At 58.3% G+C, this 26,436-nt stretch carries 24 protein-coding genes; 5 read left to right on the top strand and 19 right to left on the bottom strand.

The genetic code is table 11. The annotated features are described in order from the left end of the window. Positions 1-72: 72 nt before the first annotated feature. Positions 73-1,443, top strand: a complete 1,371-nt coding sequence (locus QIT27_RS06080) for an AmpG family muropeptide MFS transporter (RefSeq protein ID WP_159342433.1) — start codon at positions 73-75, stop codon at positions 1,441-1,443. Positions 1,444-1,458: 15 nt separating this feature from the next. Here QIT27_RS06080 and QIT27_RS06075 read toward each other — a convergent pair whose 3' ends face one another. Together QIT27_RS06075 and QIT27_RS06070 are read right to left on the bottom strand one after the other, a co-directional pair. Beyond that, entirely contained in the window at positions 1,459-3,279 is a 1,821-nt protein-coding gene (locus tag QIT27_RS06075) for an SEC-C domain-containing protein (protein ID WP_159342434.1), read from the bottom strand. Between the two features lie 122 nt (positions 3,280-3,401). Further along, entirely contained in the window at positions 3,402-4,649 is a 1,248-nt protein-coding gene (locus QIT27_RS06070) for an ABC1 kinase family protein (RefSeq protein WP_285263206.1), read from the bottom strand. Between the two features lie 187 nt (positions 4,650-4,836). Between QIT27_RS06070 and QIT27_RS06065 the strand changes: the two genes are divergently transcribed. Continuing rightward, positions 4,837-6,801, top strand: coding sequence for a DNA topoisomerase III (locus QIT27_RS06065; protein WP_285263205.1), 1,965 nt, complete (start codon positions 4,837-4,839; stop codon positions 6,799-6,801). On the opposite strand, the gene QIT27_RS06060 is transcribed toward QIT27_RS06065, so the two are convergent. The 8 genes from QIT27_RS06060 to QIT27_RS06025 all read right to left on the bottom strand — a co-directional run bounded on the left by QIT27_RS06060 (position 6,798) and on the right by QIT27_RS06025 (position 12,941). After that, entirely contained in the window at positions 6,798-7,361 is a 564-nt protein-coding gene (locus QIT27_RS06060; protein ID WP_285263204.1) for a histidine phosphatase family protein, read from the bottom strand. The two genes, QIT27_RS06065 and QIT27_RS06060, sit on opposite strands and share 4 nt — an antisense overlap. A 30-nt stretch (positions 7,362-7,391) precedes the next feature. Continuing rightward, on the bottom strand, positions 7,392-7,781 hold the full coding sequence (locus QIT27_RS06055; RefSeq protein ID WP_285263203.1) for a hypothetical protein: 390 nt from the start codon (positions 7,779-7,781) through the stop codon (positions 7,392-7,394). 126 nt (positions 7,782-7,907) lie between these two features. Beyond that, entirely contained in the window at positions 7,908-8,147 is a 240-nt protein-coding gene (locus QIT27_RS06050; protein WP_285263202.1) for a hypothetical protein, read from the bottom strand. Positions 8,148-8,209: 62 nt separating this feature from the next. Then, entirely contained in the window at positions 8,210-9,517 is a 1,308-nt protein-coding gene (locus QIT27_RS06045; protein WP_285263201.1) for a S8 family serine peptidase, read from the bottom strand. A 108-nt stretch (positions 9,518-9,625) separates the two neighbouring features. Next, positions 9,626-10,414 (bottom strand): type I methionyl aminopeptidase, encoded by a 789-nt coding sequence (gene map / locus QIT27_RS06040; protein ID WP_285263200.1) that lies wholly within the window; start codon positions 10,412-10,414, stop codon positions 9,626-9,628. Further along, positions 10,407-10,613, bottom strand: coding sequence for a ParD-like family protein (locus tag QIT27_RS06035; RefSeq protein ID WP_159342440.1), 207 nt, complete (start codon positions 10,611-10,613; stop codon positions 10,407-10,409). The genes map and QIT27_RS06035 overlap by 8 nt, the downstream gene beginning before the upstream one ends. Positions 10,614-10,700: 87 nt before the next feature. Further along, a complete protein-coding gene (locus tag QIT27_RS06030) occupies positions 10,701-12,065 on the bottom strand; it encodes a CHAD domain-containing protein (protein ID WP_285263199.1) in 1,365 nt (454 codons plus the stop codon). A gap of 78 nt (positions 12,066-12,143) precedes the next feature. Beyond that, entirely contained in the window at positions 12,144-12,941 is a 798-nt protein-coding gene (locus QIT27_RS06025) for a M48 family metallopeptidase (RefSeq protein WP_285263198.1), read from the bottom strand. A 169-nt stretch (positions 12,942-13,110) separates the two neighbouring features. Between QIT27_RS06025 and QIT27_RS06020 the strand changes: the two genes are divergently transcribed. Continuing rightward, complete coding sequence (locus QIT27_RS06020; RefSeq protein ID WP_285263197.1) at positions 13,111-13,638, top strand: invasion associated locus B family protein; 528 nt, start codon at positions 13,111-13,113, stop codon at positions 13,636-13,638. A 123-nt stretch (positions 13,639-13,761) separates the two neighbouring features. Here QIT27_RS06020 and QIT27_RS06015 read toward each other — a convergent pair whose 3' ends face one another. Then, the gene (locus QIT27_RS06015; RefSeq protein WP_285263196.1) at positions 13,762-14,553 is read right to left on the bottom strand and encodes a 2OG-Fe dioxygenase family protein; all 792 of its coding nucleotides are present in this window, start codon (positions 14,551-14,553) and stop codon (positions 13,762-13,764) included. Between the two features lie 345 nt (positions 14,554-14,898). Between QIT27_RS06015 and QIT27_RS06010 the strand changes: the two genes are divergently transcribed. Beyond that, the gene (locus QIT27_RS06010) at positions 14,899-16,689 is read left to right on the top strand and encodes a putative bifunctional diguanylate cyclase/phosphodiesterase (protein WP_285263195.1); all 1,791 of its coding nucleotides are present in this window, start codon (positions 14,899-14,901) and stop codon (positions 16,687-16,689) included. Positions 16,690-17,429: 740 nt separating this feature from the next. Here the strand turns inward: QIT27_RS06010 and QIT27_RS06005 are convergent. Together QIT27_RS06005 and QIT27_RS06000 are read right to left on the bottom strand one after the other, a co-directional pair. Then, positions 17,430-18,056, bottom strand: coding sequence for a RusA family crossover junction endodeoxyribonuclease (locus tag QIT27_RS06005; RefSeq protein WP_285263194.1), 627 nt, complete (start codon positions 18,054-18,056; stop codon positions 17,430-17,432). Between the two features lie 86 nt (positions 18,057-18,142). Next, positions 18,143-18,787, bottom strand: coding sequence for a hypothetical protein (locus QIT27_RS06000; RefSeq protein ID WP_285263193.1), 645 nt, complete (start codon positions 18,785-18,787; stop codon positions 18,143-18,145). A 410-nt stretch (positions 18,788-19,197) separates the two neighbouring features. Here QIT27_RS06000 and QIT27_RS05995 point away from each other — a divergent pair, with 410 nt between their 5' ends. Further along, entirely contained in the window at positions 19,198-20,118 is a 921-nt protein-coding gene (locus QIT27_RS05995) for a ketopantoate reductase family protein (protein ID WP_285263192.1), read from the top strand. Between the two features lie 122 nt (positions 20,119-20,240). Here QIT27_RS05995 and QIT27_RS05990 read toward each other — a convergent pair whose 3' ends face one another. The 6 genes from QIT27_RS05990 to QIT27_RS05965 form a co-directional block, all read right to left on the bottom strand. After that, a complete protein-coding gene (locus QIT27_RS05990) occupies positions 20,241-20,867 on the bottom strand; it encodes a glutathione S-transferase family protein (protein ID WP_285263191.1) in 627 nt (208 codons plus the stop codon). 145 nt (positions 20,868-21,012) lie between these two features. After that, positions 21,013-21,909 (bottom strand): 3-hydroxyisobutyrate dehydrogenase, encoded by an 897-nt coding sequence (gene mmsB, locus QIT27_RS05985; RefSeq protein ID WP_285263190.1) that lies wholly within the window; start codon positions 21,907-21,909, stop codon positions 21,013-21,015. Between the two features lie 35 nt (positions 21,910-21,944). After that, the gene (locus tag QIT27_RS05980) at positions 21,945-23,060 is read right to left on the bottom strand and encodes an enoyl-CoA hydratase/isomerase family protein (protein WP_285263189.1); all 1,116 of its coding nucleotides are present in this window, start codon (positions 23,058-23,060) and stop codon (positions 21,945-21,947) included. A 55-nt stretch (positions 23,061-23,115) separates the two neighbouring features. Next, positions 23,116-24,270 (bottom strand): acyl-CoA dehydrogenase family protein, encoded by a 1,155-nt coding sequence (locus QIT27_RS05975; RefSeq protein WP_285263188.1) that lies wholly within the window; start codon positions 24,268-24,270, stop codon positions 23,116-23,118. A gap of 243 nt (positions 24,271-24,513) precedes the next feature. Continuing rightward, complete coding sequence (locus QIT27_RS05970; protein ID WP_159342456.1) at positions 24,514-25,515, bottom strand: branched-chain amino acid ABC transporter permease; 1,002 nt, start codon at positions 25,513-25,515, stop codon at positions 24,514-24,516. Between the two features lie 2 nt (positions 25,516-25,517). Beyond that, entirely contained in the window at positions 25,518-26,405 is an 888-nt protein-coding gene (locus QIT27_RS05965) for a branched-chain amino acid ABC transporter permease (protein WP_159342457.1), read from the bottom strand. Between the last annotated feature and the right edge of the window lie 31 nt (positions 26,406-26,436).

Below are 26,436 nucleotides of genomic sequence, written 5' to 3'. Positions count from 1 at the left end.
ACACAGTCTAACATCGTCGGGTTTTTCAGCGGGCCACGTCACCGATGTTTTCTTTTGGGAGTACGTCCTTACATGCCCACCCCGACTCCCCAGCGCAGTTGGCTGGCGGCGCTTGGTATTTACTGCAAAGCGCCAGTGATCACCATGCTGTTTTTAGGCTTTTCCGCTGGCCTGCCCTTTTTACTGGTGTTTTCCACGCTCTCTGCCTGGCTGCGTAGCGATGGCGTCGACGTTGCCGCTATCGGCTTTTTTGCCTGGATCGGGATGCTCTACTCGATCAAATTCTTCTGGGCACCTGTCGTGGACCGGCTTGCTCTACCGCTACTGACGCGGGCGTTTGGGCAACGACGAGGCTGGATGCTGCTGGCCCAAGGCATGATTGCCGCTGGCCTCATTGGCTTAGCGGGCGTCGACCCCGTGGGTAATTTGGGCTGGGTGGCCGCCTTTGCGCTGCTGGTGGCGTTTGGCTCTGCGACGCAGGATATTGCGATAGACGCTTACCGTATCGAATCCGCCAATGACGATGTCCAAGCGGCCATGGCCTCCACCTATATCATCGGCTATCGCGGCGGGCTGCTGGCGGCGGGTGCCGGTGCGCTGTATGTGGCTTCGGCGGTGTCGTGGCACGCCGCCTACCTCACCATGGCGGCTCTGGTCGGCATTGGCGTGCTCACCGTCTTGATTCGACCGGAGCCCCAACGCGCTTCGCTGACCGTGCAGCTCATCCACGAGCCCAAAGTGCGCGCCTTCATCCGCGACAGCCGGGGCCAGCCGAAACCGCTGCGGCGTATGGGCGCCTGGGTGATTGGCGCCATCGTGTGCCCGTTTACCGACTTCTTTCGTCGCTTTGGCGTGAAGGCGATGGGCATTTTGCTATTTATTGCCGTGTTTCGCATCAGCGACTTGGCCATGGCCTCCATGGCCAACCCGCTGTATATCGACTTGGGCTTTTCACTGGCGACCATTGCCAACGTCACCAATATATTTGGGATTGCCATGAGCATTGCCGGGGGGATTCTTGGCGGTCTACTGGTGGCCCGCTATGGCATTGGCCCACTGCTGATTTTTGGCGCAGGGCTGGTGATGGTCACCAACCTGTTGTTTGCGGTGCTTGCGCTGATTGGCAATCAGGTGCCGATGCTGGTGGTGACGATCATCGGTGATAACCTCGCTAACGGCCTCGCCAGCGCGGTATTCATCGCGTTTTTGTCGAGCTTGACCTCGCGCGCGTATACCGCCACGCAGTACGCGCTGTTTTCGTCACTGATGACGCTGCCAGGGAAATTCCTCAGCGGGTTTGGTGGGATCGTCGTGAGTGCCCAGGGCTATGCCACGTTCTTCGTTGTGGCCACTCTGCTCGGCCTACCCGCCATTGTGCTGGCGATCTGGATCAGCCGCGACAAGCAGCTCGTGCCTGCCCCGGTGAACGGGGCAGGCCAATAAGACCGTCAGGGAGGCTCAGCGGTGGTTGGCTAGCCACTCCAGCGCCCCAGGAGTCGTGCGCCACTGGTCACGCATCAGCGTGCGGTACTGCCATGCTTCGGCTCGGGAGCCAGGGTCGACCTGCCCATCGGCGTGGGGCATGGAAGGTCTGGGGTTCTCGGCGCAGATCAGCTCCAGTGCATGGCGGTTGTGTGCCATGACGTCTTGAATGGCGATTTCCGCCGCTGCCTGCTGGCCTAACCGATAGAGCGCCAGCGTGCGCCCCATCAGAAGCCCTAGCACCAATGAACCATCGTCTTTCTGGGGCTCTTCGGTCAGTGCCAGTGCCTCTTCGTTACGGTGGTCGCGCAGCAACTGGTCCAGCACCAGTTCCCTCAGACCTAGGCTGTCTTCCTGATCGATCGCCAGCAGCTCTTCGGCCAGCTCCCGTGAGTGCTGGCGGGCACCGCGCTCCATCCCGACGACCAGCGCCAATCCGGTGCGCAGCAGCATGGCATTATCGGCGTCGTCCCAGCAAAGGCTGCCATCTCCGGCGGCGCGGGCCTGCTCCAACCAGCGAGACAAGCGTAACGCCAGTGGCTCTAGCAGCGTGGGAGCCATCCACGGCAAGCTGCCGAAGCGGCTGGTCAGCGCCAGCGTCAGATCCTGCACGACCTGGGGCGCGTCTAGCCATTCAGGATGCGCACACAGTGCCGACATCCACTCCACCGCATTACCCCAGGGGTCATCACGGAAGCCTAGCGCCACGTCTTCGTCCACCATGACCTGAAACTGCTCGTGCCAAGCGGCAAACAGCGTCTCTTCGCGGGCGGTAGTGGTGTAGTGCAGGCGGCCGGACTCGGCATCCTGCTCGATGGCGAGTTTGGGAGCCACGGGCAGCGCTGCCAGCAGCGCTTGTAGCGACACCAGCGGCGTCGCCATGTCTTCTTCGGCACTCAGCAGCTGATCGGCCAGTGTGGCACCGGGGTTATCCGCCAACGCGGCCAGGAATTCGAGCTGATCTTCGTCCAGGTCTCCCTGGCGCACCAATCGGCGGTACCAGAAGTTAGCCCGCTCTTTGGCCTCGGCTTCGTGGCCTTCGTGGAGCAGCAGCATGGCCTCGATGTAGGCCAGCGTCGGAGAGTCGGGCAGCGCCTGCTGGGCTTTGACGAACGCCGCGCGAGCGCTATCCAGATCGTCGTTATCCAGGTGCATCAAACATAGCCGCTCCAGAGCGACGCCGCGCAAAAAGAGCGGCCCTCGCTCCATCACGTCGTCCAGCAAGTCGGCACGCTTGCGAGTAAAGCCACGCTCTTGATAGATATCCAACAGGATCTCGAAGGCGGGTTCAGCCTGCTCCGGCAGGCGCGACCAGTCGCTGCCATCGAACAGCGACTCCAAAATCTGCATGGAACGGCCCGTCTGGCCGCTTTCAGCGGCGATCAGCCCGGCTTCCAGCAATGCTTGCGCCGGGGCCTGCTGGCTTTCCAGGGCCGCTTTCAGGGTCGCGCCTTTCCATTCGCGCAGCGAGAGCATCCACATCATCTGTTCGGGGATTTCCGTGGGAAAACTCACGCGGTAGCAGCACTGCTTGTACTTGCGTCCAGAATCGCACCAGCACGGCTCGTTGCGGCCGGGTGTCGCCAACGGCTCGCTAGCGAACGCCAGCCGCTCCAACGGCGTTTGCGACCACAGAATGGGCGCCAGCGCTTGTGCGGTCGCCAGATCGCCGTTGAATGCTTCAGCGCCGTCGGCACGTACCCACGTCATGAAATCGGGGTAGTGCTCCTGCTGCCTGATTGCCGAGAGTGCCCCAGAGGCAAATCCCAGCAGTTGATCGACCCATACCGCCAGCATTGCCGTCTCCACTGTCTTCAAGACTATTGATCGGTGAATCCAATTAAAAAGCGCAATAGTCTAGCACGGCTGGCGGTGCTACCGCAGCGGCAATCGGCCGGTAGCAGTTTGCACCGATAGGCTCAATCGGCACGCGCCCACGCCAGCAGCGGCTGGGTACGGCCATGCATGTCCAACCGGGCTTTTAGACGCACCAAATTCCAGTAGTGACCGTTGAGCGCTCGGGAGAGCAGCAGCGTATCAGCCGGGGGCTGCAAGCGGTCCATGGCCGCCCATACTTTGGGGGTGAGTTCCCGCAAGCGGCGGTGAACGCGCACGTCGCTAAAATCCTGCTCGCCGGGGGCAAACAGCGGCGTAATGCACTCGGCGGATTCCCGATACAGCGCCAGCGGCGCCCCTTGGCCCTGGCGGCCGCCCATCTTCATCAGCGCGTCATCCATGGCCATCGGGTCCTGGTCCAGGGTGGCATCCAGTAGCTGCATCATGGCTTTGAGCCGCGCTTCGGGGACGGGAATCACCGCGCCTAGATCGTAAATCACTAAACGGCCCTGCTCGTCACAGGCGAAATTGCCCGCGTGAGGGTCGGCGTGCAGTTCACGGTAGGTAAACAGCTCTTCGGTAATCCAGTCCGCCAGCGCCACCGCCACCTTTTGCCGGGTAGCGTCGTCAGCGCTCTCTAAATCCCGCAGCGGGGTGCCGTCGACAAAGCGCATGGCCAAGACGTGCTGGCCAGAGAGTTCGAACAAGGGCTCGGGAATCACTAACTCTGGGTGATCGTGATAACGCTCGCGGTAGCGGCCCAGCGCTTCGGCTTCGGCGTGGTAATCCAGCTCGTCACGCAGCCCGGCTGCCAGCTCCTCGAACAGCGCATCCAGCCGTGCTTGGGGCACCTTGAACCAGCGCCCCAGCCCCATGATGCGCCTGACTTGCTTGAGATCGCTCTCCAGCACGTCGGCAAGGCCGGGATACTGCACTTTGAGCACCACCGTCTCGCCGTCTAGCGTTACCGCTTTGTGAACTTGGCCCATGGAGGCGCTGGCAAAAGGTCGCTCTTCTATCTTACGGAAGTGCTGGTCGATATCACCGTATTGCATCACCAGCGCTTCGCGAATCTTTGGCCAGGGCATGGGCTCGGCCTGACGCTGTAAGCGCGCCAGCTCGTTGGCCAGGTCGGGGGGCAGCAAGTCATCCCACTGGGACATGATCTGCGCCAGCTTCATGGCCGGACCTTTCAACTCCGACAAGCCCTCGAAAAGCGCCTCGCCCAACGCCCGCCAATCCGTTTGGCCGCCTAGCCGCGTTTTTAGCAGGGCCCCCCCCGTGCGGGCACCCAACCCGAATAAACGTCGTGTTCTACCGCGTTCGCGCATGAACATCACCTCTCAGTGTTTAGTGTCAGCTTACTCAATCCGCTAATTTTATACAAAAACTATACGAAAAAATGACGCACGACACCTTTCAAGTACCTGTATAAATTTTCACGCCTCGACGTTCAACCCACTGAGCGGCTTCTGCTACCATGACACTCTTTCAAAGACCGCTGCCAGGGCCTACCGTATGCGCTTGATTATCGCCGAGAAACCCAGCCTCGCCCGCGCCATTGCTGACGCCCTGCCCGGTGGCGGCAAGCGCCAGGAAAGCGCGATTGTGTGCGGCGATACCACGGTGACTTGGTGCCTGGGCCACCTGCTGGAGCAAGCTCCACCGGAAGCCTACGACCCCGCCGATAAACAGTGGCGCCTCGACCGGCTGCCCATCGTGCCCGGCACATGGCAACTCGCCCCGCGCCCTAAAGCCCGTGGCCAGCTCGCGGTGATTCGCAAATTGATCAAACAGGCGACCAGCGTGGTGCACGCTGGCGACCCGGACCGCGAAGGCCAACTGCTGGTGCAAGAGGTGATCGAGCATTTGAAATACCGTGGCCCAGTGCAGCGGCTCTTGATCAGCGACCTCAACCGGCCAGCGGTCAGCCGCGCGCTGGCTAGCCTGCGGTCGAATGCTGAGTTTCAGCCGCTGTTTCAGGCCGCCCAGGCGCGCTCCCGGGCCGATTGGCTATACGGTATCAACCTGACGCGCGCTTGGACGCTCACCGGCCGCCAGGCCGGGCACGATGGCGTGCTCTCGGTGGGTCGGGTACAAACCCCGGTGCTGGGGCTGATTGTCCGGCGAGACAACAGTATCCGTGATTTCAAACCCTACCCGTTCTACCCGCTTTGGGTAGACCTACAGGTAGCGCAGGGGCAACTGCGCGCGTGGTGGGCACCGAAAGCCCATCAACCGCTGGATGAGCAAGGGCGACTGACGGACCGCACGCCCGCCGATGCCCTGGCCGCTCAGCTCCCCGGCGTGCACGGCACGCTCACCCAACTAGAACAACAAGAAAAGCGACAAGCGCCACCGCTGCCCTACTCGCTCTCAGCCCTGCAGGTAGACGCCGCCCGCCGCTTTGGGCATTCTGCGCAGATGGTGCTGGATATTTGCCAGCGGCTTTACGAGCAGCACAAGCTGATTACCTATCCTCGCTCCGACTGCCGCTACCTGCCCGAAGAGCACCTGGCGCTTGCCCAACGCAGCCTCTCCGGTGCCTGCCAGAATGACGACACGCTACGAGGATGGCTCCACGGGGCCGACTTCACCCTGCGCTCGAAAGCCTGGAACGACAAGCAGGTCGGCGCGCACCACGCCTTGGCACCGACTGGCAAGCCCGCCGATCTCAGCCAGCTTTCTGCCACCGAAGCCCATGTGTTTCGGCTGATCGTGCGCAACGTCATGGCGCAGTTCTACCGCCCGCTGTGCACCTTCGAAGTGAAAGCCGAGTTCACCCTGCTGGATGAAGCCTTCCGCGCGCGCGGCCAAAGCATCCTCGATCCTGGCTGGAAGCCGCTGTTCACCACCCGCGAAGACACCCCACCGCTGCCGCCACTCACCCAAGGCGAGGCCTGCCAGGCCCTTGGCGCAGGCGTGGAAGAGAAAGAAACACGGCCGCCAGAACCGTTCACCGATGCCAGCCTGATCAAAGCGATGATGAACATTGGCCGCTACGTGGAGGACCCAGGGGTGCGCCGCACGCTGCGCGACACCGATGGCCTGGGCACCGAAGCCACCCGCGCAGGCATCATCGAAACCCTGGTGCAGCGCGGCTACCTGGTGCGCCAGCAAAAAGCGCTACGCGCCACCAAACTCGGCTGCGCGCTGATCGCCGCCCTGCCCAGCGCCGTCAGCACACCGGAACGCACCGCCCTTTGGGAGCAACGCCTGCGAGCGATCTCCGAGCAGCAAGACGACCCCAACGCCTTCCAGCACGCGCTGCTGGAAGACTTACGCGCCCTGCTAGGCCAAAGCGACGCGGCTAAATTGCGCCACAGCCTACAAACCGCCCAAGGCGAAGCAGGTGCCCCTGCCAAACGCAGCGGAGCCACTAAGAAAAGCTATACGCGGCGTAAAAGTACGAGCGGTAAGACAACCACGGGGAGCCGCAGCAGCACGGCGGGGAAGCGGCGAACTAAGAAAACAACGGTCTAGGGTATTAACGGTCGATTGACGAAGCCAACGGTCACCTGTTCGCCAATCGAAAGATGCGTCAAACCACAATTATGATGGGGGAAGCGCGTTTTGCTCGGTAGCGCTAAAAAGCTATTCAATAGCTCACGAATCATATGCCCGTGAGTCACCACCAAAATTCGTGGATATTGCTGAGATAACAACAGATCTTTTGCGTGTTCAACGCGTTGCAAGAAAGCCCCCGGCGACTCATCGCTACAAGGCACTGGAACACCACTGGACAACCTCTGGTAGCCAACAGGCATCAGCGGCACCTCACTGGTGAGTACCAGTTGGCCTTCTGCTAGACACGGATGTATCTCAAACGGTAGAGAACTGGCGTCTAAAAAAGGCTGCACTGTCTTCACAGCTCGTGAAAGAGGCGAGCAAAGAATTGCATCAAGCCTCAAGGAAAGCAGCCCGCTAACAATAGCGTGAGCTTGCTCGCATCCCAGAGCCGTTAGCGTGTCATCCATCCCGCTAGAAAGCCGCCCCTCCTGGTTAGATAGCGTTTCCGCGTGACGCAGTAAAAAAATATCCATTTGCATTACGTTGGTCAGAGAGCCAAATCGTTATAGAAACCACCAAACTACCAAAAGCAGCGCGTAAACGATCAGTGACATAAGTGTGACAGGCCCAAGTAAGCGTACTTTTTTGCCTTTAAAGACAGCGCCATCTTCGCCTTCTAGGGCCATTGCGCGACCAGCAAATTGCTTGTATTGCCAACTTGCAGATAATTCGAAGATCGCGAACAGTATTACGATGATGGTGCCGATCATCCGCGCTTGAAACGCCAGCTCTATTGCCTGCACACGGCATTGATCTAACAGTGAATAATGCGCCGTCAGGAGCCCAATAGTAAACGCGGCACAGACGCCCATCATCGCAAATCGAATAGCACCTAAGTGTCGGAGCTGATTCATTAGCTCAGCGTATTGCAAATCGATCGAAAGGGGAGGCATGGCTTAGCCCTTCTGTACTTGGCGAGATGGACGCTGTCCCTATACTGACCTCGCCTCAGTACACAAGCCGCTTTGGTGCATGACCATAGGAAGTTCGGTTGTTTGCTGTAATGATAATGCTACTCCTCACCACGTCTCACTCGCCCCTGGCGGGCCGATATCCATTGGCATATCCGGTGAGATATCTAACACGCCTTGAATCTGCTTTAGACGCTGCGCCGTGGCTTCGTCGGCGGCACCGGTAATGCAGCCGATTTCCTCTAGCACTTCTCGAACCGTCAGGCCTTCCGCGCTGAGGCGGGTGGCGATGTCATGGATGGGCTGATCGCTGGAAATCGTGATCAACCATAGCGTGACCGTTGCCATGGTACGTCTCTCCACAGTGTGCGCTGGGCGTTTGGAAGGAACCGCCCAGCGCGGCGTGATGGTTAAGGGGCCTGCACCAGACCTATGCCCACTTGCGTGTCAGGTAGGGGCAAAGGTTTGGCCGACGCTACTAACTGCTCCCAAAGCTTTCGCCCACGTAGGGAGGCATCCGACTGCGCCCAGAGGGCGGCACAACCCGCCACGTGCGGCGCGGCCATGCTGGTGCCGCTGATCGATTTATGCCGCGTGGGCCGGGGCCACGACGAAAAAACATCTCGGCCAGGGGCGGCAATGTCGATTTTGCCATGATTGGAAAAGTTGGAAGGCGATAAGTTGGGATCTAAGGAAGCCACCGACATCACCGTAGGCGAGTTGGCGGGCGCGCCCGTTTGCATGGCGGCATTCCCCGCTGCGGCAATCACCAGGCAGCCGTTACGCAACGCCGCTGCCCCGGCATGGGTGTAGGCGGCTTGCACCGGGCTTTGGCTCCCTAACGACATCGAAATTACTTCACAGCGGTTGGTAATCGCCCAGTTCAGACCCGCCAGCACTCCGGCTCCGGTACTGCTGCCTGAGTTGGTGAGCACCTTACCCACCAGAATTTGCGCTTCATAAGCAATGCCGTAACGCGGCGTGGTATCACCTGGGCTTTGGGGGCCACAGGCTGTGCCAATACAGTGGGTGCCGTGCCCGTTCATATCCTGCACGGCTTCTCCTACAAACGAGCGGGTCACGAATTCTCTGCCGGCGAAATCCGTGTGCCCCAGATCCATACCGGTATCCAACACGGCGACTTTAATGCCCGCCCCGCTCCAGCGGCTTTGCGGCACTTTACAACGGCTCAATCCCCACGTGGGCCGAAGCGCCACTTCAAGCTCTGACGCCCCCTCTTGGGCATCCAGTTCAACGCCTAAATCCCGTGCAATAGTCGTGGCGGCACGTAAAAAGCCGCGTAAGTACTCGGAGTTCTCTGAAAACGCAAAGTACTCCGGTTCGATGATGTCGACGGGGCTATCCGCCGCAAGCGTATCCAACACGCTCATCCCGTGCTGCTCTATGGCATCACCGCCAATCAGCGCCACGCCAATTTCGGGAAACACCATGGCTTCCGCGTCGCCGGCGTCTTCCAGGCTCACCGCTTGGTCGGTAAAGTCGCGGGCATCCGCCACGCGGAAATGCTGGGCTTTGAGTGCCTGGATGCCCGCTTCCACTTGGCCATCGCGGTAGCTAATCAAAAAGCGCCCGGTCTCTAGACAGCTTCCCCCACGTTCCAAGGCGTCCAGCAGTAGCTTTTCGGTGCCACACGAGACCGTGGCACGTGGCGGTTTTGTGGGCGTCGTGCCGCTACCTATCGGTTTTTTCGCCATCATCGACATCCTTTTCTTTGCGCATCAACAAAAAACGGCGGACTACGAATCAGTGTCCGCCGTTTCAGCTTAACGCACCTGAGGCGCTTCGCCAGGAAGCGAGGCGTTGGCTCAGTCGTCGAAGGCAGGCATGCGCTCGTCATCGCGCAGCGTGAGCACCTCTACGCCGCTTGCCGTGACGGCCACGGTATGCTCCCACTGCGCCGAGAGCTTCTTATCGCTGGTCACCACGGTCCAGCCGTCGCGTTTGGTTTTGATCTTGGCGTTGCCCATGTTCACCATCGGCTCGATGGTGAACACCATACCCTCTTTCAACGTGAGGCCTTTGCCTGGCTTACCGTAGTGCAGCACCTGAGGCGCTTCATGCATGTCGCGCCCGATGCCGTGGCCGCAGTATTCGCGGACGATGGAATAACCGTGGCGTTCGGCATGGCGTTGAATGGCATGCCCCACGTCTCCCAGCGTGGCACCGGGTTTGACGGCATGAATGCCTCGCCACATGGCTTCGTAGGTCGTACCGACCAGCCGTTGGGCATTGGGAGTGACCGTCCCCACCAAATAGGTTTTGCTGGCATCGGCGATAAAACCGTTTTTCTCAAGCGTGATGTCGACGTTGACGATATCGCCTGAGGCCAACCGCTGGGTTTCAGAAGGAATGCCGTGGCACACTACATGGTTCACCGAGGCATTGAGCACGTAGGGGTAACCGTACTGGCCTTTACTTGCCGGGCGCGCCTTCACTACATCGACGATGTAGCGTTCGACCCAGCGGTTGATATCCATCGTGGAAATACCCGGCTCAATGCGTGCGTCTAAATAGCCAAACACCTGCGCCAGCAGCCGACCCGCTTCACGCAGTAACTGAAGCTCTTCGGGTGTTTTCAGCGTCACCCTATTCACCCATCACCATCCTGATATCCACGTCGGCTTGCTTCATTTGCTCCCGCATGATGTCAGAAAAAGTCAGGCCGGGGTTCGCCTCCGCCAGCATGCCGATTTTGATCCAGTACTCCGCCTGGGCATTGATGGAGCGCACCATCACACCGCTCGCTTTACGCAGCTCTTCATGCAGCTGGTCGTTGATTTTGACGATCCCCATGGCAACCTCGATATATGTTTCGAATACGAAATGTATACGAATCATATATGCCCTTGGCACAAGCGGCAAGCCGCCGCGAAGCAGGGTCTAATGGCGCGGGAGCGGTGCCCACGCCAGCACTTTTTGGCGCAGCGTCTGCTTTTGGGACGCCAGTGCGGCTTGCCACTCGGCGCACTCCTGGCGCTCTGGTCCGGTGGTTTCGGCGCGTGCACCAAACGCTTCCAGCCAAGCTTGGCGTACGCAAATATCCTGATAGCGACCCAATACTCGCTGACGGCGTTTCAACTCCTTCAAGAACGATGTAGAGGTCGTCGGGTGCAGGTCGGCCAAATAACGAAGACGCTTCACGCCCTTGCGCAGATCATGAAACGATGCGTCAGGGTCGTCGATCGAGAGCGCCGCCAGCGCCTTTTGATGCTGCTTCACCCGATCATCGAGCACTGCTTGAATGCGTTTGGGCGACAGCTTGGCCAGCGCCTGCCTACACGCCTTTGACGCTAGCCAGCGCTGCCACTCCTCAAGGGCCTCGGGGTAGCCCGGCGCATTCAACTGCTGGCACAGCGCCACGTGCTCCGCCCGTTGGCAGCTCTGTAACCACTGGCGCAGGTGCTGCTGGGTCGAGGTCGAGAGGGGTACCTCGATGTCATCGAGATCAGCCAGCACCACATCGAGATCGCGCAGGCCGCTGGTGGCGCGGGCGTGCCGCTTGAGCTGCGTTAGCCACGGCTTCCACCCAGACACCTTCGTGATGGCGCGCACCGATTCCAGTATCGCCCGGCTGCGGCGCAGGCTCACCCGGTATTGATGAAGAAACTCAGGGTCGACACCCGCCATCACGCCGGGTTTCAGCGCCTTCACCCGCTGGTGTTGATACACCAACGCCTCATGCAAGCGGTTTGCAACATCGCCATTGGCTTGGGGCGGCTCGTCGGCACGATGCTGGAACAGCGCGTAGCTGGCGGTATCAGGCGTTAAACCACCGGTGAGCGTGGCACTGCCCGGCTCTAGCGCGTTCCAGGGGGCATCAGGCAAGGTGAAATGCAGCACGCTGCCAGTGGGTAGCGAGGGAGGCGCGTCGTCGTCGAGCCACTGCGCCAGCTCGACCAAAGCGGGATTATGGCCAATCACCAATACCCGCTCGGTGTCATTGGGCAAGGCTTTGAGCCACGCGAGCAGCGCATCGCCGTCGAAGGTGTAAAGCGCGTCATCCAGCAGCACGTGGCGATCTAATTGACGCTGAAGATGCAGCGATTCGATGGCATCGAAGGTTTGTCGGGTACGTAACGCCGTGCTCACACAAACCTTACCTGCCAACGACTGCCAGCGCTGTAGTACATATGCCATGGCGTGTGCTTGGCGCACGCCACGCTTGCTCAACGGGCGTTGGTGGTCGGTCATCTCGCCGCTGGGCTGTTGGGCTTTGGCGTGCCGCATTAACGTGAGGTGCCGCATGGGAGGTCTCCCAAGCTAAAGGTCATGAGCCAAGTTTAGACCAGCCATCGCTTTGCAGGGCAACGGCGCGTTGCTCGCTCAGCACTGCGCCGGCGCCACGCTGCGAAAAGTCGCCGTGGCCTCTTCCAGCGCCCCTTGCAGTGACCGAATGCGCGATTCGTGTGCCGGGTGTGTCGATAAAAACTCCGGAGGCTGGCCATCACTAGCCGTCGCCATGTTCTGCCACAGCGCCACGCTCTGCTGGGGGTCGAAGCCCGCGCGGGCCATGATCTCCAGGCCCATCAAGTCGGCCTCTTCTTCGTGGGTACGGCTGAACGGTAGGCTGATGCCCAACTGGGCCCCTACGCCCAGCGCCTGCATCAACTGCTGGCTGCCAAACTCGCCCTCCCCCAGAAGCCCCACCACCAGTAGCACGGCTTTAATGCCAAGCTGCTGGGTCAAGCGCTCGTTGCCGTGGTCGGCCAACACGTGGGCGACTTCATGCCCCATCACTGCGGCAAGCTGGGCCGGGGTTTCAGCCACCCGTAGCAGGCCGCTATGCACCCCAATGCGGCCACCCGGCAGCGCGAAGGCGTTGGGAGATGGGTCCTCGAACACCACCACCTCCCAACGCTCGGGGAAATCGAGACCTGGGTAGCTCGCTTGCGCACCCGCCACTACTTTTTGCGCCACGCACTGCACTAGTTGGTTTGCTTGCGCATCGCGGCTGATGGGCTGAGTGTTGCGTAGCTGATTGAAGGTATCTACGCCCATGTCCGCCATCAGCGGGCCGGGGACCAGAGCCAGTTGGGAGCGCCCGGTGGGCGTTTCACCACAGCCCGCCAGTAACGCCAGCAGCGCGAGCCAGAAAAGGGGTCGTACATATCGCTTTTGCATAAACAAGGGTCGCCTACATCAAGAAACGTACGCCAGAGTATACGGCGCTTTGCAGGCCTGTCGCGCGTTGCGCTGTGTTTACATTCCGTCTCTATGCTGGATATCAAGCGCACAAGCAGGCATGGTGGTGGTATTGCTTACCATTAACGAACCAACAGGAGATGACGCAATGCCACACCGCTTTACTCAAACCCTGCGTATGATGGGCCTGCTATCGATCTTGGCGTTTTCAACCAGCGCCTTCGGCCAACAGCCGGGCGCCGCGTCCGGCGAGAATGTCACTACCGAGTCGTTTCAAGACTGGGAAGTGCGCTGCCAGGAGGGCCAGGGCGCGACACGCTGTGCGATGGTACAAATGGTTACTCAACCCGGCAGCGATCAGCCCTTGATGCAGGTAGTTCTCGATTACCCGCCGCAAATCGACGGCCCGGTGATGAGCTTCTTCGTCCCGCTGGGCGTACGCCTAGCCGCTGGCTTGCAACTGGTGGTGGATGACGGCGAGCCCATCCAGTTCCCCTATCAGGTTTGCCAACAGCAAGGCTGCCGTGCCGACGCCCCCATCGAGCCGTCGATGTTGCAGCAGCTGCGCAGTGGCAATACGGCCACCCTCAGCATGATTGGCCCACGCGGTGATCGCATGGACCTGGACATTTCGCTGATCGGCTTCACCGACGCCAGCACGCGCATTGCGCCCTAAGGCAACGTCCGAGCAGCTCGGCGCGCAAGGGTGTTCAGCAGCGCAAGCGAGAGGCACAACCAAGACGCCCCCGGATTCCGGGGGCGTTTGTGTTACTAAAGGCTAAATGTAGTGAGGGGTTTATTAACTCTCGTTGAGGACCGCTTCCGGGAAGTAGCGACGCAGCATCCGGTTCTGAAAATCATCCACGAAACGGCTGTTGATGATGATAATGAACCGCTCGAAAGGTGCCTCGCTGTCGAGCTGCGCGATTCCGTCCACGCTGTGAAAGAGCCGATCATCGCGCAGATGAAGGATATCACCGGGATTGAGCGTGATATCCACCAGGGGCTGCGTGCCAGCCTTGTCTGCGTAAAGATGGTTTTCGGCCCCCGCCACGTTTTCCCGATTGAGGACCAGAATGCTGAGGGCCTTGCAGCCATCGGCATGAATGCCCTGCCCCTGAAGGGGGTCGACGCGGCCTTCTCCGCGAACGCCGGTGATCTGCATCAACATGGGTTCGTGGGCGCCAATATTCCAAAGTTTTGCCCAGGCGCGAACGAAGTCGTTCACATCGGGGCGTGCCAAAAACTCCTCAGTCAGCGGATCGTAATACCGCAGGCGGTCCGCCATGCTCTCCGCATCGTTAAAAGCACCGCCCTGTGCCATGGGGCACTGCCCCATCTCCTCCACGTCTCCCTGATCATTTAAAGCCAGCCACGACATCCGCTTCCAGCGAAGGTTGACGTAGGGGTCACGTGGCAGGTCCGCCACGAACCCCTGCCAAGCAGCCAGATCGATGCGATCCCGAATATCGGTTGTCGCCCAATCGTGATGTTGCAGCGCTTCGGCCACGTCCGGCTTCCAATAATCGGCGAGTGAATCCGCAGGCATGGCGGTGATATCGACACCGTGATTGAAAGTATCGAGTTTCATGTAAGTATTCTCCTGTTAACTGGGCGACATTGCCCGGCGTGGCCGGTGTGAACACCAAGGCCAACAGGATGAAAATGAAAAGAACGGCAGGAATATGTCAAAGAAATGTAGTTAAAGAGAGTGATTTCGTTGAAAAAAGAATCAGGCCAAGGATACCGTTTTATGTGTAGGTTATCCCCTACGAATGGGTGTAGGATGCTTCATATAAAGTGCCTACTGTTGCCATCACGATGGCGCTTAAACGTATTACCTCTCTAAGTGAATACCATGACGGCCAGCGACTCTCGACAACATAGAGATTCGAAGCACCTGAAGAAACATCGCAGGGCGTTGTCTAGTGCGCTGGTGACAGAGGCAACAAAGCCCTCTTCAACGGATGGCAGCGCTCCGCAAGAAGCCGACCAAGACGCCGTCGCGTTAGTACGCCGCCAATACCTAGAAAGCGAGCAGCGATTTCGCTCCCTGCTAGAGAGCCTGCCGAAGGTGGCGGTTCAGGGATATGATCGTGATCGCCGAGTGATTTACTGGAATGAAGGAAGCACTCGCCTCTACGGCTACACCGCCGAAGAAGCCCAAGGGCAGTTACTGGAAGACCTGATCATCCCTGCCTTCATGCGTGACGGCGTGATCCAAGCGCATCGTGCCTGGATTGAAAAAGGTGTCGCCATCTCTGCCCGTGAGCTCGAACTCAAGCACAAAACCGGTGAGCCGGTATCGGTCTATTCCCAGCACCTGATGCTCAATGAGCACACCGATTCCCCCTTGCTGTTTTGCGTGGATGTCGACCTTTCCGGCCAAAAGCGTGCCCATCGTGAACTAGAATTCGCCACCCGGTTTGACAGGCTCACCCATCTTCCCAATCGCCAGACTTTCGAGGTCGACCTAGACGGTTTATTGGATTCCTGTCGGCGCTTGGGCCATGGCCTAGTCACTATCTACGTGGACATCGATCACTTCGTCGAGATCAATGATGCCCTGGGTTACGATCAGGGTGATCGCCTGCTCGTTGAGTTGACCCGGCGGCTACGCGAGTGCCAACGCGCCACGGACCTCGTGTCCCGCGTCTCTAGCGATGAATTCGTGCTGGCCTTTCCCTGCGCCCAGCTAGCCACCGATGTGAGGCGAGTCGTTCGTCGTGTCCAGAATGTATTCCGGCAACCTTTCGTTCTCGATGGTCGGGAGCGTCAGGTCACCGCCTGCCTGGGCGTGGCGCTTTTTCCCGAAAATGGCGACTCGTCTCGCGAATTGATCCGTAATGCCGATGTGGCCAAGAACCGCGCCAAACTGGCGGGCCGGGGGACGCTGCGCTTCTTTCAGCAGAAGCTTCATGATGAGCTGGTGCGTCAGCACCACCTCTCGGCGCGACTCGAAGAAGCCTTGGATAACGGCGAATTTTCCCTCCACTACCAGCCACAGGTCTCGGTGGCCAGTGGACGAATAGAGAACCTCGAAGCCTTGATCCGCTGGGAGACGAGCGAAGGCCCGGCGATCTCCCCTGCCGAGTTTATTCCACTGGCCGAGCGTTCTGGCTTGATTCATCGCCTGGGCGACTGGGTCATCGAAGAGGCATGCCGCCAGCAAGCGGAATGGCGCGCCAAGGGATTTCTTCACCACCGCATCGACATCAATATCTCGGGTCGCCAATTGGTGCGCCTCGATGCACTCAAGCGCTTCGAAGATTCACTGCAGCGCCACGGCTTGGGGCCGCGAGATATCGGCATCGAACTGACCGAGAATATCCTGATCGAAGCCGACGAGACCGTCCTGGAGGACCTGCGACGCCTCTATCATCGCGGTATTCGCATTGCCCTCGATGACTTTGGGACCGGCTACTCCTCCCTGAGCTACCTCAAGCACTTTCCCGTCACCGCCTTGAAGATCGACCGCTCCTTCATCCACGACGCGCCCATGCAGCCGAAGGACAGGGCCATCATGGAGGGTGCCATCCTCATCGGCCACCGGCTGGGATTAGAGGTAGTGGCCGAGGGCGTCGAGAACGCCGAACAGTTATCCCTGCTGCGCGATATGCACTGCGACCTCGTCCAAGGATTCTTTTTCTTCCGCCCGATGCCTGCCCAGGAAATCGAACGGCTGTTGAGTGGGTTTGTGGCTGGTCATGAGGAGGTGTCGGGCTGAGGGGTGTTTTGGTTTGGCGTGCATCTCTATTAGTTGCCGTATTTTGAGGATTTTGTGGGCGACCTTCATTGATTACTGGGATTGAATCTGTGGACGTGGCTGGAAGGCCGTTATCGGCCAGGAGCAGTCTTTTAGGTAGTGCTGATATAAAGACGTCAACACGCGAGGCTTTGTCGTGAAGGCTAAGCCGCAATGACAAAGCTGTGCTGTGGCTGTGCTTAGACTTATTAGCTAAATTAATAGGTATAGACCTGATCCCAAACATGAAATGCTGATTATACGCTGCGTCCACAACGTAGATTTTAATGAGTCTGGATCTCGGCCAGCCTTCAGTATTTCGTTTAATGTTCCTTGCACACGAAATGATTGAACCCCGGCGCTAAGACCTACGACAATTAAAATCACACCCAGAATAGCCATGCTTATTTACCTCTGAACCAAATAAATACCCAACGCAAATATGCCGATTGAGAAAACAGAAAGGCCAACAAAATGATCATTCACGGCGGTTTTCTCGGATTGTTCAGCGGAGGGCGCCTTGGTGATTTTACGGAAAACCAGTAAGAATCGTAAATTCTGGACCAACCCAATACCTCCAAAAACTATCAGAAACATACCGATGATTTTTAGCATAGTCAGTCTCTATTTAGATAACTCCGCAATAAGCGGTGAACAAACTCGTGTTATATTTGAGCGTAAGCGAGTCTGCGCGCGCTCATGAATCCGACTTAACTGCTTTGTTAGCTACATTTTAGTTCAATTATCTCAAAACCACTTTCACGAACTTTGGTAAAGTATATGAAATTTTGAATAGGTAGCATCCCAACGCTAGCGTTGAAAGCATGTTCGTCGTCTATCGAGTTCCAAATATCAAAATATCTCTGGATGAGCTCCATACCCTTATCGCTCTGCGCAATTTGCCGATGAATTGGGAAACACCAACCAGACCTATGCTTTATCAGCACTAAATCATCTTTACCACAAAACAGTAAATCAGGATATTCAACTTGTATCTCGATATGATCTTCATGAGGAGTCTCAACCCAATTAACAGTGACTCGATCAACAAGCACATCATCCACAATTAAACCTGCTTGCCCAACTAGCGAGTCTAGGATTGGCTTAATTATATTGTCTATGTCATAAGCACCCGGATTCTTGATCCTTTTTACATGCTGACAGTAATAATTTATCGAAACCCAACACGTCCCTGTTACAACAAATGGTGATATTCTCGTAATCTCCTGAAGCTCACGTTTAAAAGCAGCCTTCCTATCACCCCGATTCTGCAGAGAAACCGGCGCAACGTTGATCTTGAAATTTATGCTCCCATTTTTAAATGAGACTTCACTAAAATCACACATCATTACCCTTTTTATGTGGCTAACGCCCGGCTCATGCGACGATTTAGAGCTGCGTAGCAGCGGGAAATCGATCGCTGTGCAGCCGATTGTTAGCGATTCCTCTTAGAGTATTCTGAAAGCCACTTCACACAGGATTTATAAAATTCGTTATATTTTTTTACTAACTCATCAACTGGCACGTCGTAAAATACAGCCTCAGCACTAAGCTTATTATATGCAAGTCCTAGCGCATGAATCCTTGGCTCTTCTGAACCAAGAAGAGTATGGTCGGAATTTATAAATGAATGTTTAAATGCGTTAGCTATCTCGTTGAGCATCTGCATTAACTCGACATGGTTCGAAAATACCGAAAGTCGAGCATCTTCGCTTTGCGAAACCATAGCCCCCAAACAATCTACTTTAATTTTTGATGGATATTTCCCATCATTTTCATATTTTGCAAGCAACCAGATCATTGACACAAGCTCATCGCCCGCCCTGCGAAGCATATAAACAGCTTCTTCATTTGAAAACACGTGACGCTCTAGCGCTCCCGTGGGAAGCATTCCTCCCTTTGAACAAATCTCCCACAACTGCCAGCTTTCAGAGATTTTCCTATTTGCCTCATCAAGGCGCCATATGATTTTCATGTACTTCAGCTGGAGATTTCCGTAAGGAGAGTCTGACGGCAACCAAAACCCCAAAGACGCGTTATATGAATCAGCTGATGCTTTTCCGTTTTCTACTAACAACATCGGAATTAACCCTTATCGCTAACAGCGTATTAAACGGCGCGTTCTATGATTGAATGAACGTGCAGGCAATTTTCGTCGATAAATGTAGCCCGCCATATTTTACAAGCCTATGATGTTTACAAAAGCAAATTTTAATTAGGCATTACACTCAAAAATTCTCGTGCTTACTGCATTTCCTGGCATGTACGCCGCGGATCGAAAGCTGACACTCCATCAATTCCTGCTTGGTGTAACCATCGCAGCCTTGCACCTACTATCACTAACAAAACCAGCTTAGCCTCAAACCTACCAAACTATCCTTACCCCCGTCACTAGAAAATAGTCCCACACAGCTTCTTTTCACTCCTTAGCCTCTCCACACCGAACGCGGTAAGCTTGGCAGCATTCCCGTTGCTGAAGATGTCTTACCCATGACCACCCACTGGATTCTTGGCCCTGGGGCCATTGGCCGTTTGTTGGCGCACTCTCTCGCCCCGTTCATTGAAGTGTCGGTAATTGGCCGTCGCGCACTGCCTTCGCGGCAGTTGCTGACCACACCGGAAGGTGAAGTGTGTTTTCAGCACTTAACCTCGTTCACCGCTGAGCAGTGGGTGGCGGATACGCCTACACCACCTGCGTTCGTGCATATCACTACGAAAGCTATGGCTGCCGAGGCGGCGCTTTCGAGCATTGCGAGCGTACTGCCCCCTTCTACCCCACTGGTGCTGTGGCAAAACGGCTTTTATGCGCAGCCGCGTATTACCCAAACGTGGCCTGGGCCCGTGCTGTGCGCTACCACGACTCAGGGGGCGTACTTAACCGGGGATGATGGCGTGGTACACGCCGGGCGCGGGCCAACGTTTGTGGGGGATTTGGATAACCAGCACGCCGGGTTAGCGGCATTCTTAGCGGTGCTGCTGAGTGAGGCTGGGCTTACTGCTTCGGCGGTGGGCGATATTCGCAGCCGTCTGTGGCAGAAGTTAGCGGTGAACGCGGCGATTAACCCGTTAGTGGCGCTACATGGCGTGCGTAATGGAGAGCTTCGTGGAGAGGCCTATTCAGGCCGTGTAGTGGCCGTGGTGAAGGAAGTGACGGCGATTTTAGCGAAGGAAGAGGTTGCGCCGCCAAATGGTGGTGAGGGTGACACCGCCTGGCTGGCGTTGGTGTGGCAGGTGGTGGAGAACACCGCGAACAACAAAGCCTCGATGTTGCAGGATGTGGAGGCCAAGCGGCCTACCGAGCGCGGGGCGATTTTGGGGCCGTTGATTGAGCGCGCCGAGCGGCATGGGTTGAGGTGTGAGTTGTTGAAGGGGTTGGATAGGAAGTTGGCGCAGGTGGAAGCCGGGTTTTAAGACAACAGCCCAGGGGCAGCGCTGCCGTCCGTCGCGGGTGCCTCGCGTGGCTCGTTACGCCGCGCTACGGGATGATTGCCCCTCTTCAGCGGCGAAAATACACGATGAGCTCAACATGGGTTTTAGGTAACGGGAATCATCACGACCTGGCGGTAGGCGGGGCGTTCGGCCAGCTGCTCTACCCAGCGCTGTAGATGCGGGCGGGGCTGCCAAGTAAGGCCGCTGTTTAACAGGTTATAAGTGAACGGGGCGATGGCGATATCGGCAAGGCCGAATTCATCGCCAGAGAACCAGGGCTGCTGGCTTAACGCGGCGTCTAGCTGGGCGAAGAGTTTTTCGCAGGTGGCGATGGCGGGGTCTAACAATGCGCTATCGCGCTGTTCCGGCGGGGTGCGTACATAGCCCATCAAAATGGTGCGATGGGCGGGAGTGAGCAGGCTGGTGGACCAGTCCATCCACTTTTCCATCTGCGCGCGCTTGGCGGGTGCTTCGATCCATAAATGGTTAGGGGCGTATTGCGCCGCCAAATAGCGGAGGATGGTGTTGGACTCCCACAGCACGCTTTGCGTCGCGTCGTCTTTGAGTAGCGGCACTAGGCCATTGGGGTTCATGGCAAGGTATTCCGGCGTGTCGTTGACGCCGTGCTGCAAACCCGCCATGACCATCTCGAACGGCAGTTGCAGCTCTTCCAGTGCCCAGAGCACTTTCTTGACGTTGGTGGAGTTGTTGCGGCCCCAAAGCGTAATCATGGCAGTCCTTGTTGTTGGTTAGTTTTGTGGCGCGACCAGGGCGGCGTTGCCGCCCTTCGCGGGTGCCTCGCGCTGCTCGTTACCACGCGCTACGCCATCCCCTCACGATTTACCACTTACCACTTCACTTACCACTCATTACTCACTACTCACTCTTATCCTGATACAACTTGAGCAGGCTGGAGAAGTCGAGTTTGCCGTTGCCGCCTGCTTTGTGCAGGGTGAACAGCGAGCGGGCGGCCGAGCCCATGGGCACGGGGGATGCGCTTTGCTGGCTGACATCCATGGCAAGACCGAGGTCTTTGATCATCAGGTCCACCTGGAAGCCGCCTTGGTAACCCTTCGAGGCGGGGGCGTTTTCCATTACCCCTGGGTAGGGGTTGTAAACGTTCAGCGCCCAGTTGCCGCCAGAGCTTTGCTTCATGATTTCTGACAGCACGGCGGGGTCGAGGCCGTTTTTGACGCCCATGTTGATCGCTTCGCAGGTGCCCGCCATCAGAATCGAGAGCAGCATGTTGTTGCACACCTTGGCGATCTGCCCCGCGCCGTGGTCGCCTGCGTGGAAGATGTTTTTCCCCATGGCTTGCAGCACCGGCTGCGCCTGGGCGAACTGCGCTTCCGAGCCGCCCACGATGAACGTCAGCGTGCCTGCCTGGGCGCCACCTACCCCACCGGAGACCGGCGCATCCACGAAGCCGATACCCTTTTCAGCGCCAGCAGCGGCCACGTGGCGGGCGGTGTCGGCATCGATGGTCGAGCAATCAATCACCAGCGCGCTGGGTTTGATCACCTCGAACAGCGGCGCGTCGCCATCCACGTAAAGCCCGCGCACGTGCTTGCCTGCAGGCAGCATGGAAATGATGAAGTCAGCGTCGGTGGCGGCCTCCGTAGCAGTAGCCGCCACGTCGCAGCCTTGGGACTTGGCGGTGTCCAGCGCTTGGGCGGAAAGGTCGAAGGCGCGTACGTTAAAGCCAGCTTTCGCCAGGTTGGCGGCCATGGGGCCGCCCATATTGCCTAAACCAATGAACGCAACGGTCGTCATCTTTTTGTCCTTATTAGCGTGTGGTAGAGAGTGCGTTATGTGAGGTCTGTCAGCGGGTTGGTATCCCATGGAGAAGCCAACAGCTCATCTATGAAAGAGGGGTCGACCGAGGCCACGTCCGGGTAGGTCCAGCTTGGCTGGCCATCTTTATCCACCAGCAGCGCGCGCACCCCCTCGGGGAACTCCCGGTGGCGACAGCACTGCACCGAGAGCGCTAGCTCGAAGCGAAACACGTCCGCCAACGACATATGCTTGGCACGGGCGAGCTGCTCGTGAATCAGCTTGACCGAGACAGGGCTACCGTGGGCCAGGGTTTTTTGGGCTTTGCTGAACCATTGGTCGTCGGTCTTCACCGCCAGTACGGCCTCGACCATCTGTTCGACGGTGTCGTGGTCCATCAACTCACGAATCAAGGAAGACGACTTGTAAACCGGCGCTTCCATCTCTGCAAAGACGTTTTGGGAGGCTTGCTCCAGCTCGCGCAACACCCGGTTCACCACGCCGTGGGCGTCCGTATCTTCGCCTTCGCCCCAGCGGGCCGCCAGCAGCTTTTCAGCCAGTTCATTACGGTAGTGGCTGGCAATGGCGCGGTCGGCGAGGCCCAGGTGAACCGCATCCGGCGCGTTGATTTGCCCGCCGGTCATGGCCAAAAACCGCCCCGTGCCGCCGGGCAAACGATTCAGGAACCAGCTCGCGCCCACGTCGGGGTACAGCCCAATGGTCACTTCTGGCATGGCCAACCGGGAGGTTTCCGTGACGATGCGGTGGCTGCTACCGCTCAACAGGCCCATGCCGCCGCCCATGACGATACCATTGCCCCAGCAGATCACCGGTTTGGGATAGGTGTGTAGCTGATAATCCAGGCGGTATTCGTTCTCGAAGAAGCGCTCGGGAAAATCGGCGGCGCCTTCGCCTTGAATGGCTTTGTAGAGGTTGACCACATCGCCACCGGCACAGAAGGCTTTTTCGCCGGCGCTGTCCAGCAGCACGGCCACGACCCGCTCGTCGCTTTGCCACTGGTTCAGGCGCGGCAGGATCTCTTCGATCATCTCCAGGGTGAGCGCGTTGAGCGAGCGCTCGGCGTTCAGGGTGATCTCGCCAATCACATGGCCATCTTGGGTGGTGTGCTCTTCAAACAGTACGCAACTCATTACCTTATCCTTGTATGCTCAGTGCTCGTGTTCAGGCTCAGAGGCACTCGGTCGGCTACAGCTCGGCGGCACCGTCGGCCAGTACGCGGCGTGAAATGATCAGCCGCATGATTTCATTGGTGCCTTCCAGAATACGGTGTACGCGCGTATCGCGCACGTAGCGCTCCATCGGGTACTCCTTGATGTAGCCATTGCCGCCGTAGAGCTGCAGCGCTTCATCGCATACTTTGAAGCCCACATCGGTCGCGAAGCGTTTGGCCATGGCGCAGTAGGTGGTGGCATCCGGGTGACCCGCATCCAGCTTGGTGGCGGCCATGCGCACCAGTTGGCGGGCGGCCACCAGCTCGGTCACCATATCGGCCAAGCGGAACTGCAGCGCTTGAAACTCGGCGAGGCGCTTGCCGAACTGCTTGCGCTCTAGCATGTACTCGCGGGCTTTATTGAGCGCCTGCTGGGCAGTGCCGATCGAACACGTGGCAATGTTGATGCGCCCGCCGTCCAGCCCCTTCATGGCGATTTTGAAGCCGTCGCCTTCGTTACCGAGCAGGTGGTTAGCAGGTACGCACACGTCTTCAAAGGTGATCATGCGAGTGGGTTGGCTGTTCCAGCCCATCTTGTCCTCTTTACGGCCGTAGCTGATGCCCTCGCTCTTGGCATCCACAGCAAAGGCGGAAACGCCGCCGGGGCCGTCGCCGCCGGTGCGCGCCATCACCACCAGGAAGTCGGTGCTGCCCGCACCGGAAATGAACATCTTGCTGCCGTTGAGCACGTAGTGCTCGCCATCGCGCTTGGCGGTGGTTTTCAGCGAGGCCGCATCGGAGCCTGAGTTAGGTTCGGTCAAGCAGTAAGAACCCAACAGCTCGCCCGTCGCCAGTTTTTCGCCCCACTGCGCCACGGCATCCGGCGTGCCGAAATCCGCCAGCATCCAGGTCACCATGTTGTGGATGGTGAGGTACGCGGTAGTGGAAGTGCAGCCCATCGAGAGCTGCTCGAAAATGATGCTGGCATCCAACCGGGAAAGCCCTAAACCACCGACGCTTTCCGGCGCGTAGAGCGAGCAAAAGCCCAACTCCCCTGCTTTACGTATCACATCGACGGGGAAAAAAGACTCCGCGTCCCACTCGGCGGCATGGGGCTCTAGCTCGTTCTGGGCGAACGCCCGGGCCATATCGGAAAAAGCGACCTGGTCTTCACTTAGCTCGAAATTCATGGCGTATCTCCACAGCGCGTGGGTGGCCCGCGCCCGCTGCCAAGGGCAGGCAAGTCACACACGGTTGTTGTCATTATTGGCAATGTTGACGTTTACGTTAACTTATATTTTTCGCCTATCGTGCGCAACCCAATCCTCCACGACCTTTGGCGTAGAAACGGGCTTACGGCCTTATTTCACAAGCAGAAAAAAGGGTGCCCGAAGGCACCCAATCCACGGACAGACGCGGTTAACGGGAGTCGATCATTTGAAGTTCTTGCGATACATCTTGGACAGCTCGCCAATGATGCCGCTACGGAAGCTCAGCACGCACACCACAAAGATGATGCCCAGAATCACGCTTACCCAGTTCCCCAACGGCGACTGCGCCAGCAGGTGCTGCAGGCTGACCACTAGCCCTGCCCCCATCAGCGGGCCGAGCAGCGTGCCGACGCCGCCCAGCAACGTCATCAAAATCACCTCACCCGACATGTGCCAGTGGGCATCGGTGAGCGAGGCCAATTGAAACACCACGGTCTTGGTGGAACCCGCCAAGCCCGCGAGTGCCGCCGAGAGCACGAACGCCAACAGCTTGTAGGCATCCACGTTGTAGCCCAGCGACACGGCGCGCGGTTCGTTTTCGCGAATGGCCTTCAGCACTTGCCCAAAGGGGGAGTGGACGGCGCGCTGAATCACTGCAAAGCCAAACACGAACACGGCGAAGACGAAGTAGTACATGGCGAGGTTACTGCTCAGATCGATCATGCCGAACAGGTGCCCTCTCGGCACACCGTGCAGGCCATCCTCCCCACCAGTGAACGACGACTGCACGAACACGAAGAACATGAGCTGCGCCAGCGCCAGCGTCACCATAGCGAAGTAGATACCCTGGCGGCGAATGGAGAGCACGCCAAACAGCGCCCCCAGGAGCGTGGCCATGAACGTACCGGCGAGAATACCCAGCTCGGGCGTCAAGCCTGGGTAGCTGGCCAGCAGGTACCCGGTGACATAACCGCCGGTGGCGAGAAACGCCGCGTGGCCGAACGAGAGCAGACCGGCGTACCCCAGCAGCAGGTTGAATGCGCAGGCAAACAGCGCGAAACAGAGAATCTTCATCAAAAAGACCGGGTACGCCACGAAGGGCGCGACCAATCCCACGGCCAACAGCGCGAGATAGAACATATTACGCCGCAGCTTGGCGCGCCGCTGGCGCTCTTGCACCGCTGAAGGGAGCGGCGCGGCCGATGTTGTAGGCGTGGTTGTCATGGTTATGCCTCCTTACCGAACAGCCCAGCGGGGCGTAACATGAGTACCAAAATCATGACCAAAAAGATCACGGTGTTAGAGGCTTCCGGGTAGTACACCTTGGTCAACCCCTCGATGATGCCCATTCCCAAGCCCGTGACGATCGCGCCGAGAATCGAGCCCATACCGCCAATCACCACGACCGCAAACACCACGATCAGCAGGCTGGAGCCCATGGTGGGCGATACCGGGTACAGCGGTGCCGCCAGCACACCCGCAAAGGCGGCAAGCCCGACCCCGAACCCGTAGGTGAGCGTAATCAGCAGCGGTACGTTCACGCCGAATGCCTGCATGAGCTGAGAGTTTTCCGTACCGGCGCGCAAGTAAGCGCCCAACCGCGTGCGCTCGATCATAAACCAGGTGAACAGACACATGGCGAGCGCCGCCACCAGCACCCAAGCACGGTAGGTAGGCAGGAACATAAAGCCCAGGTTCAGGCCGCCCTGTAGAATCTCAGGCGTGGCATAGCGAGCCCCGGAAACGCCGAAGAAGTTGATCAGCGTGCCTTCGAAAATCAGCGCTAACCCGAAGGTCAGCAGCAGTCCGTAGAGGTGGTCCAGATGGGCAATGCGACGCAGCAGAAAGCGCTCCATCAGCATGCCAAAACCGCCCACCACCAGCGGGACCAAAATCAGTGCTAGCCAATAGTTGATGCCCAGGTAGCGAAAGCCCAGCAGCGCGGCGAAGGCTCCCAGCATGTACTGCGCCCCGTGGGCAAAGTTGACGATCTTCAGTAGGCCGAAGATGACCGCCAGGCCCAAACTAAGCAGTGCGTAAAAGGCACCGTTCACGAGCCCAAGCGTTAGCTGGCCCATGAACACGGCCATTGGCACGCCGAATATCATCGTCATGGTATGACTCTCCTCGCCGCTAAGCGGGCAG

The organism is Halomonas sp. LC1 (assembly GCF_030247125.1).
Taxonomy (GTDB): Bacteria; Pseudomonadota; Gammaproteobacteria; order Pseudomonadales; family Halomonadaceae; genus Vreelandella.
Note: the sequence above shows the minus strand (reverse complement) of the source record. Positions and strands in the feature narration are given on the sequence as shown.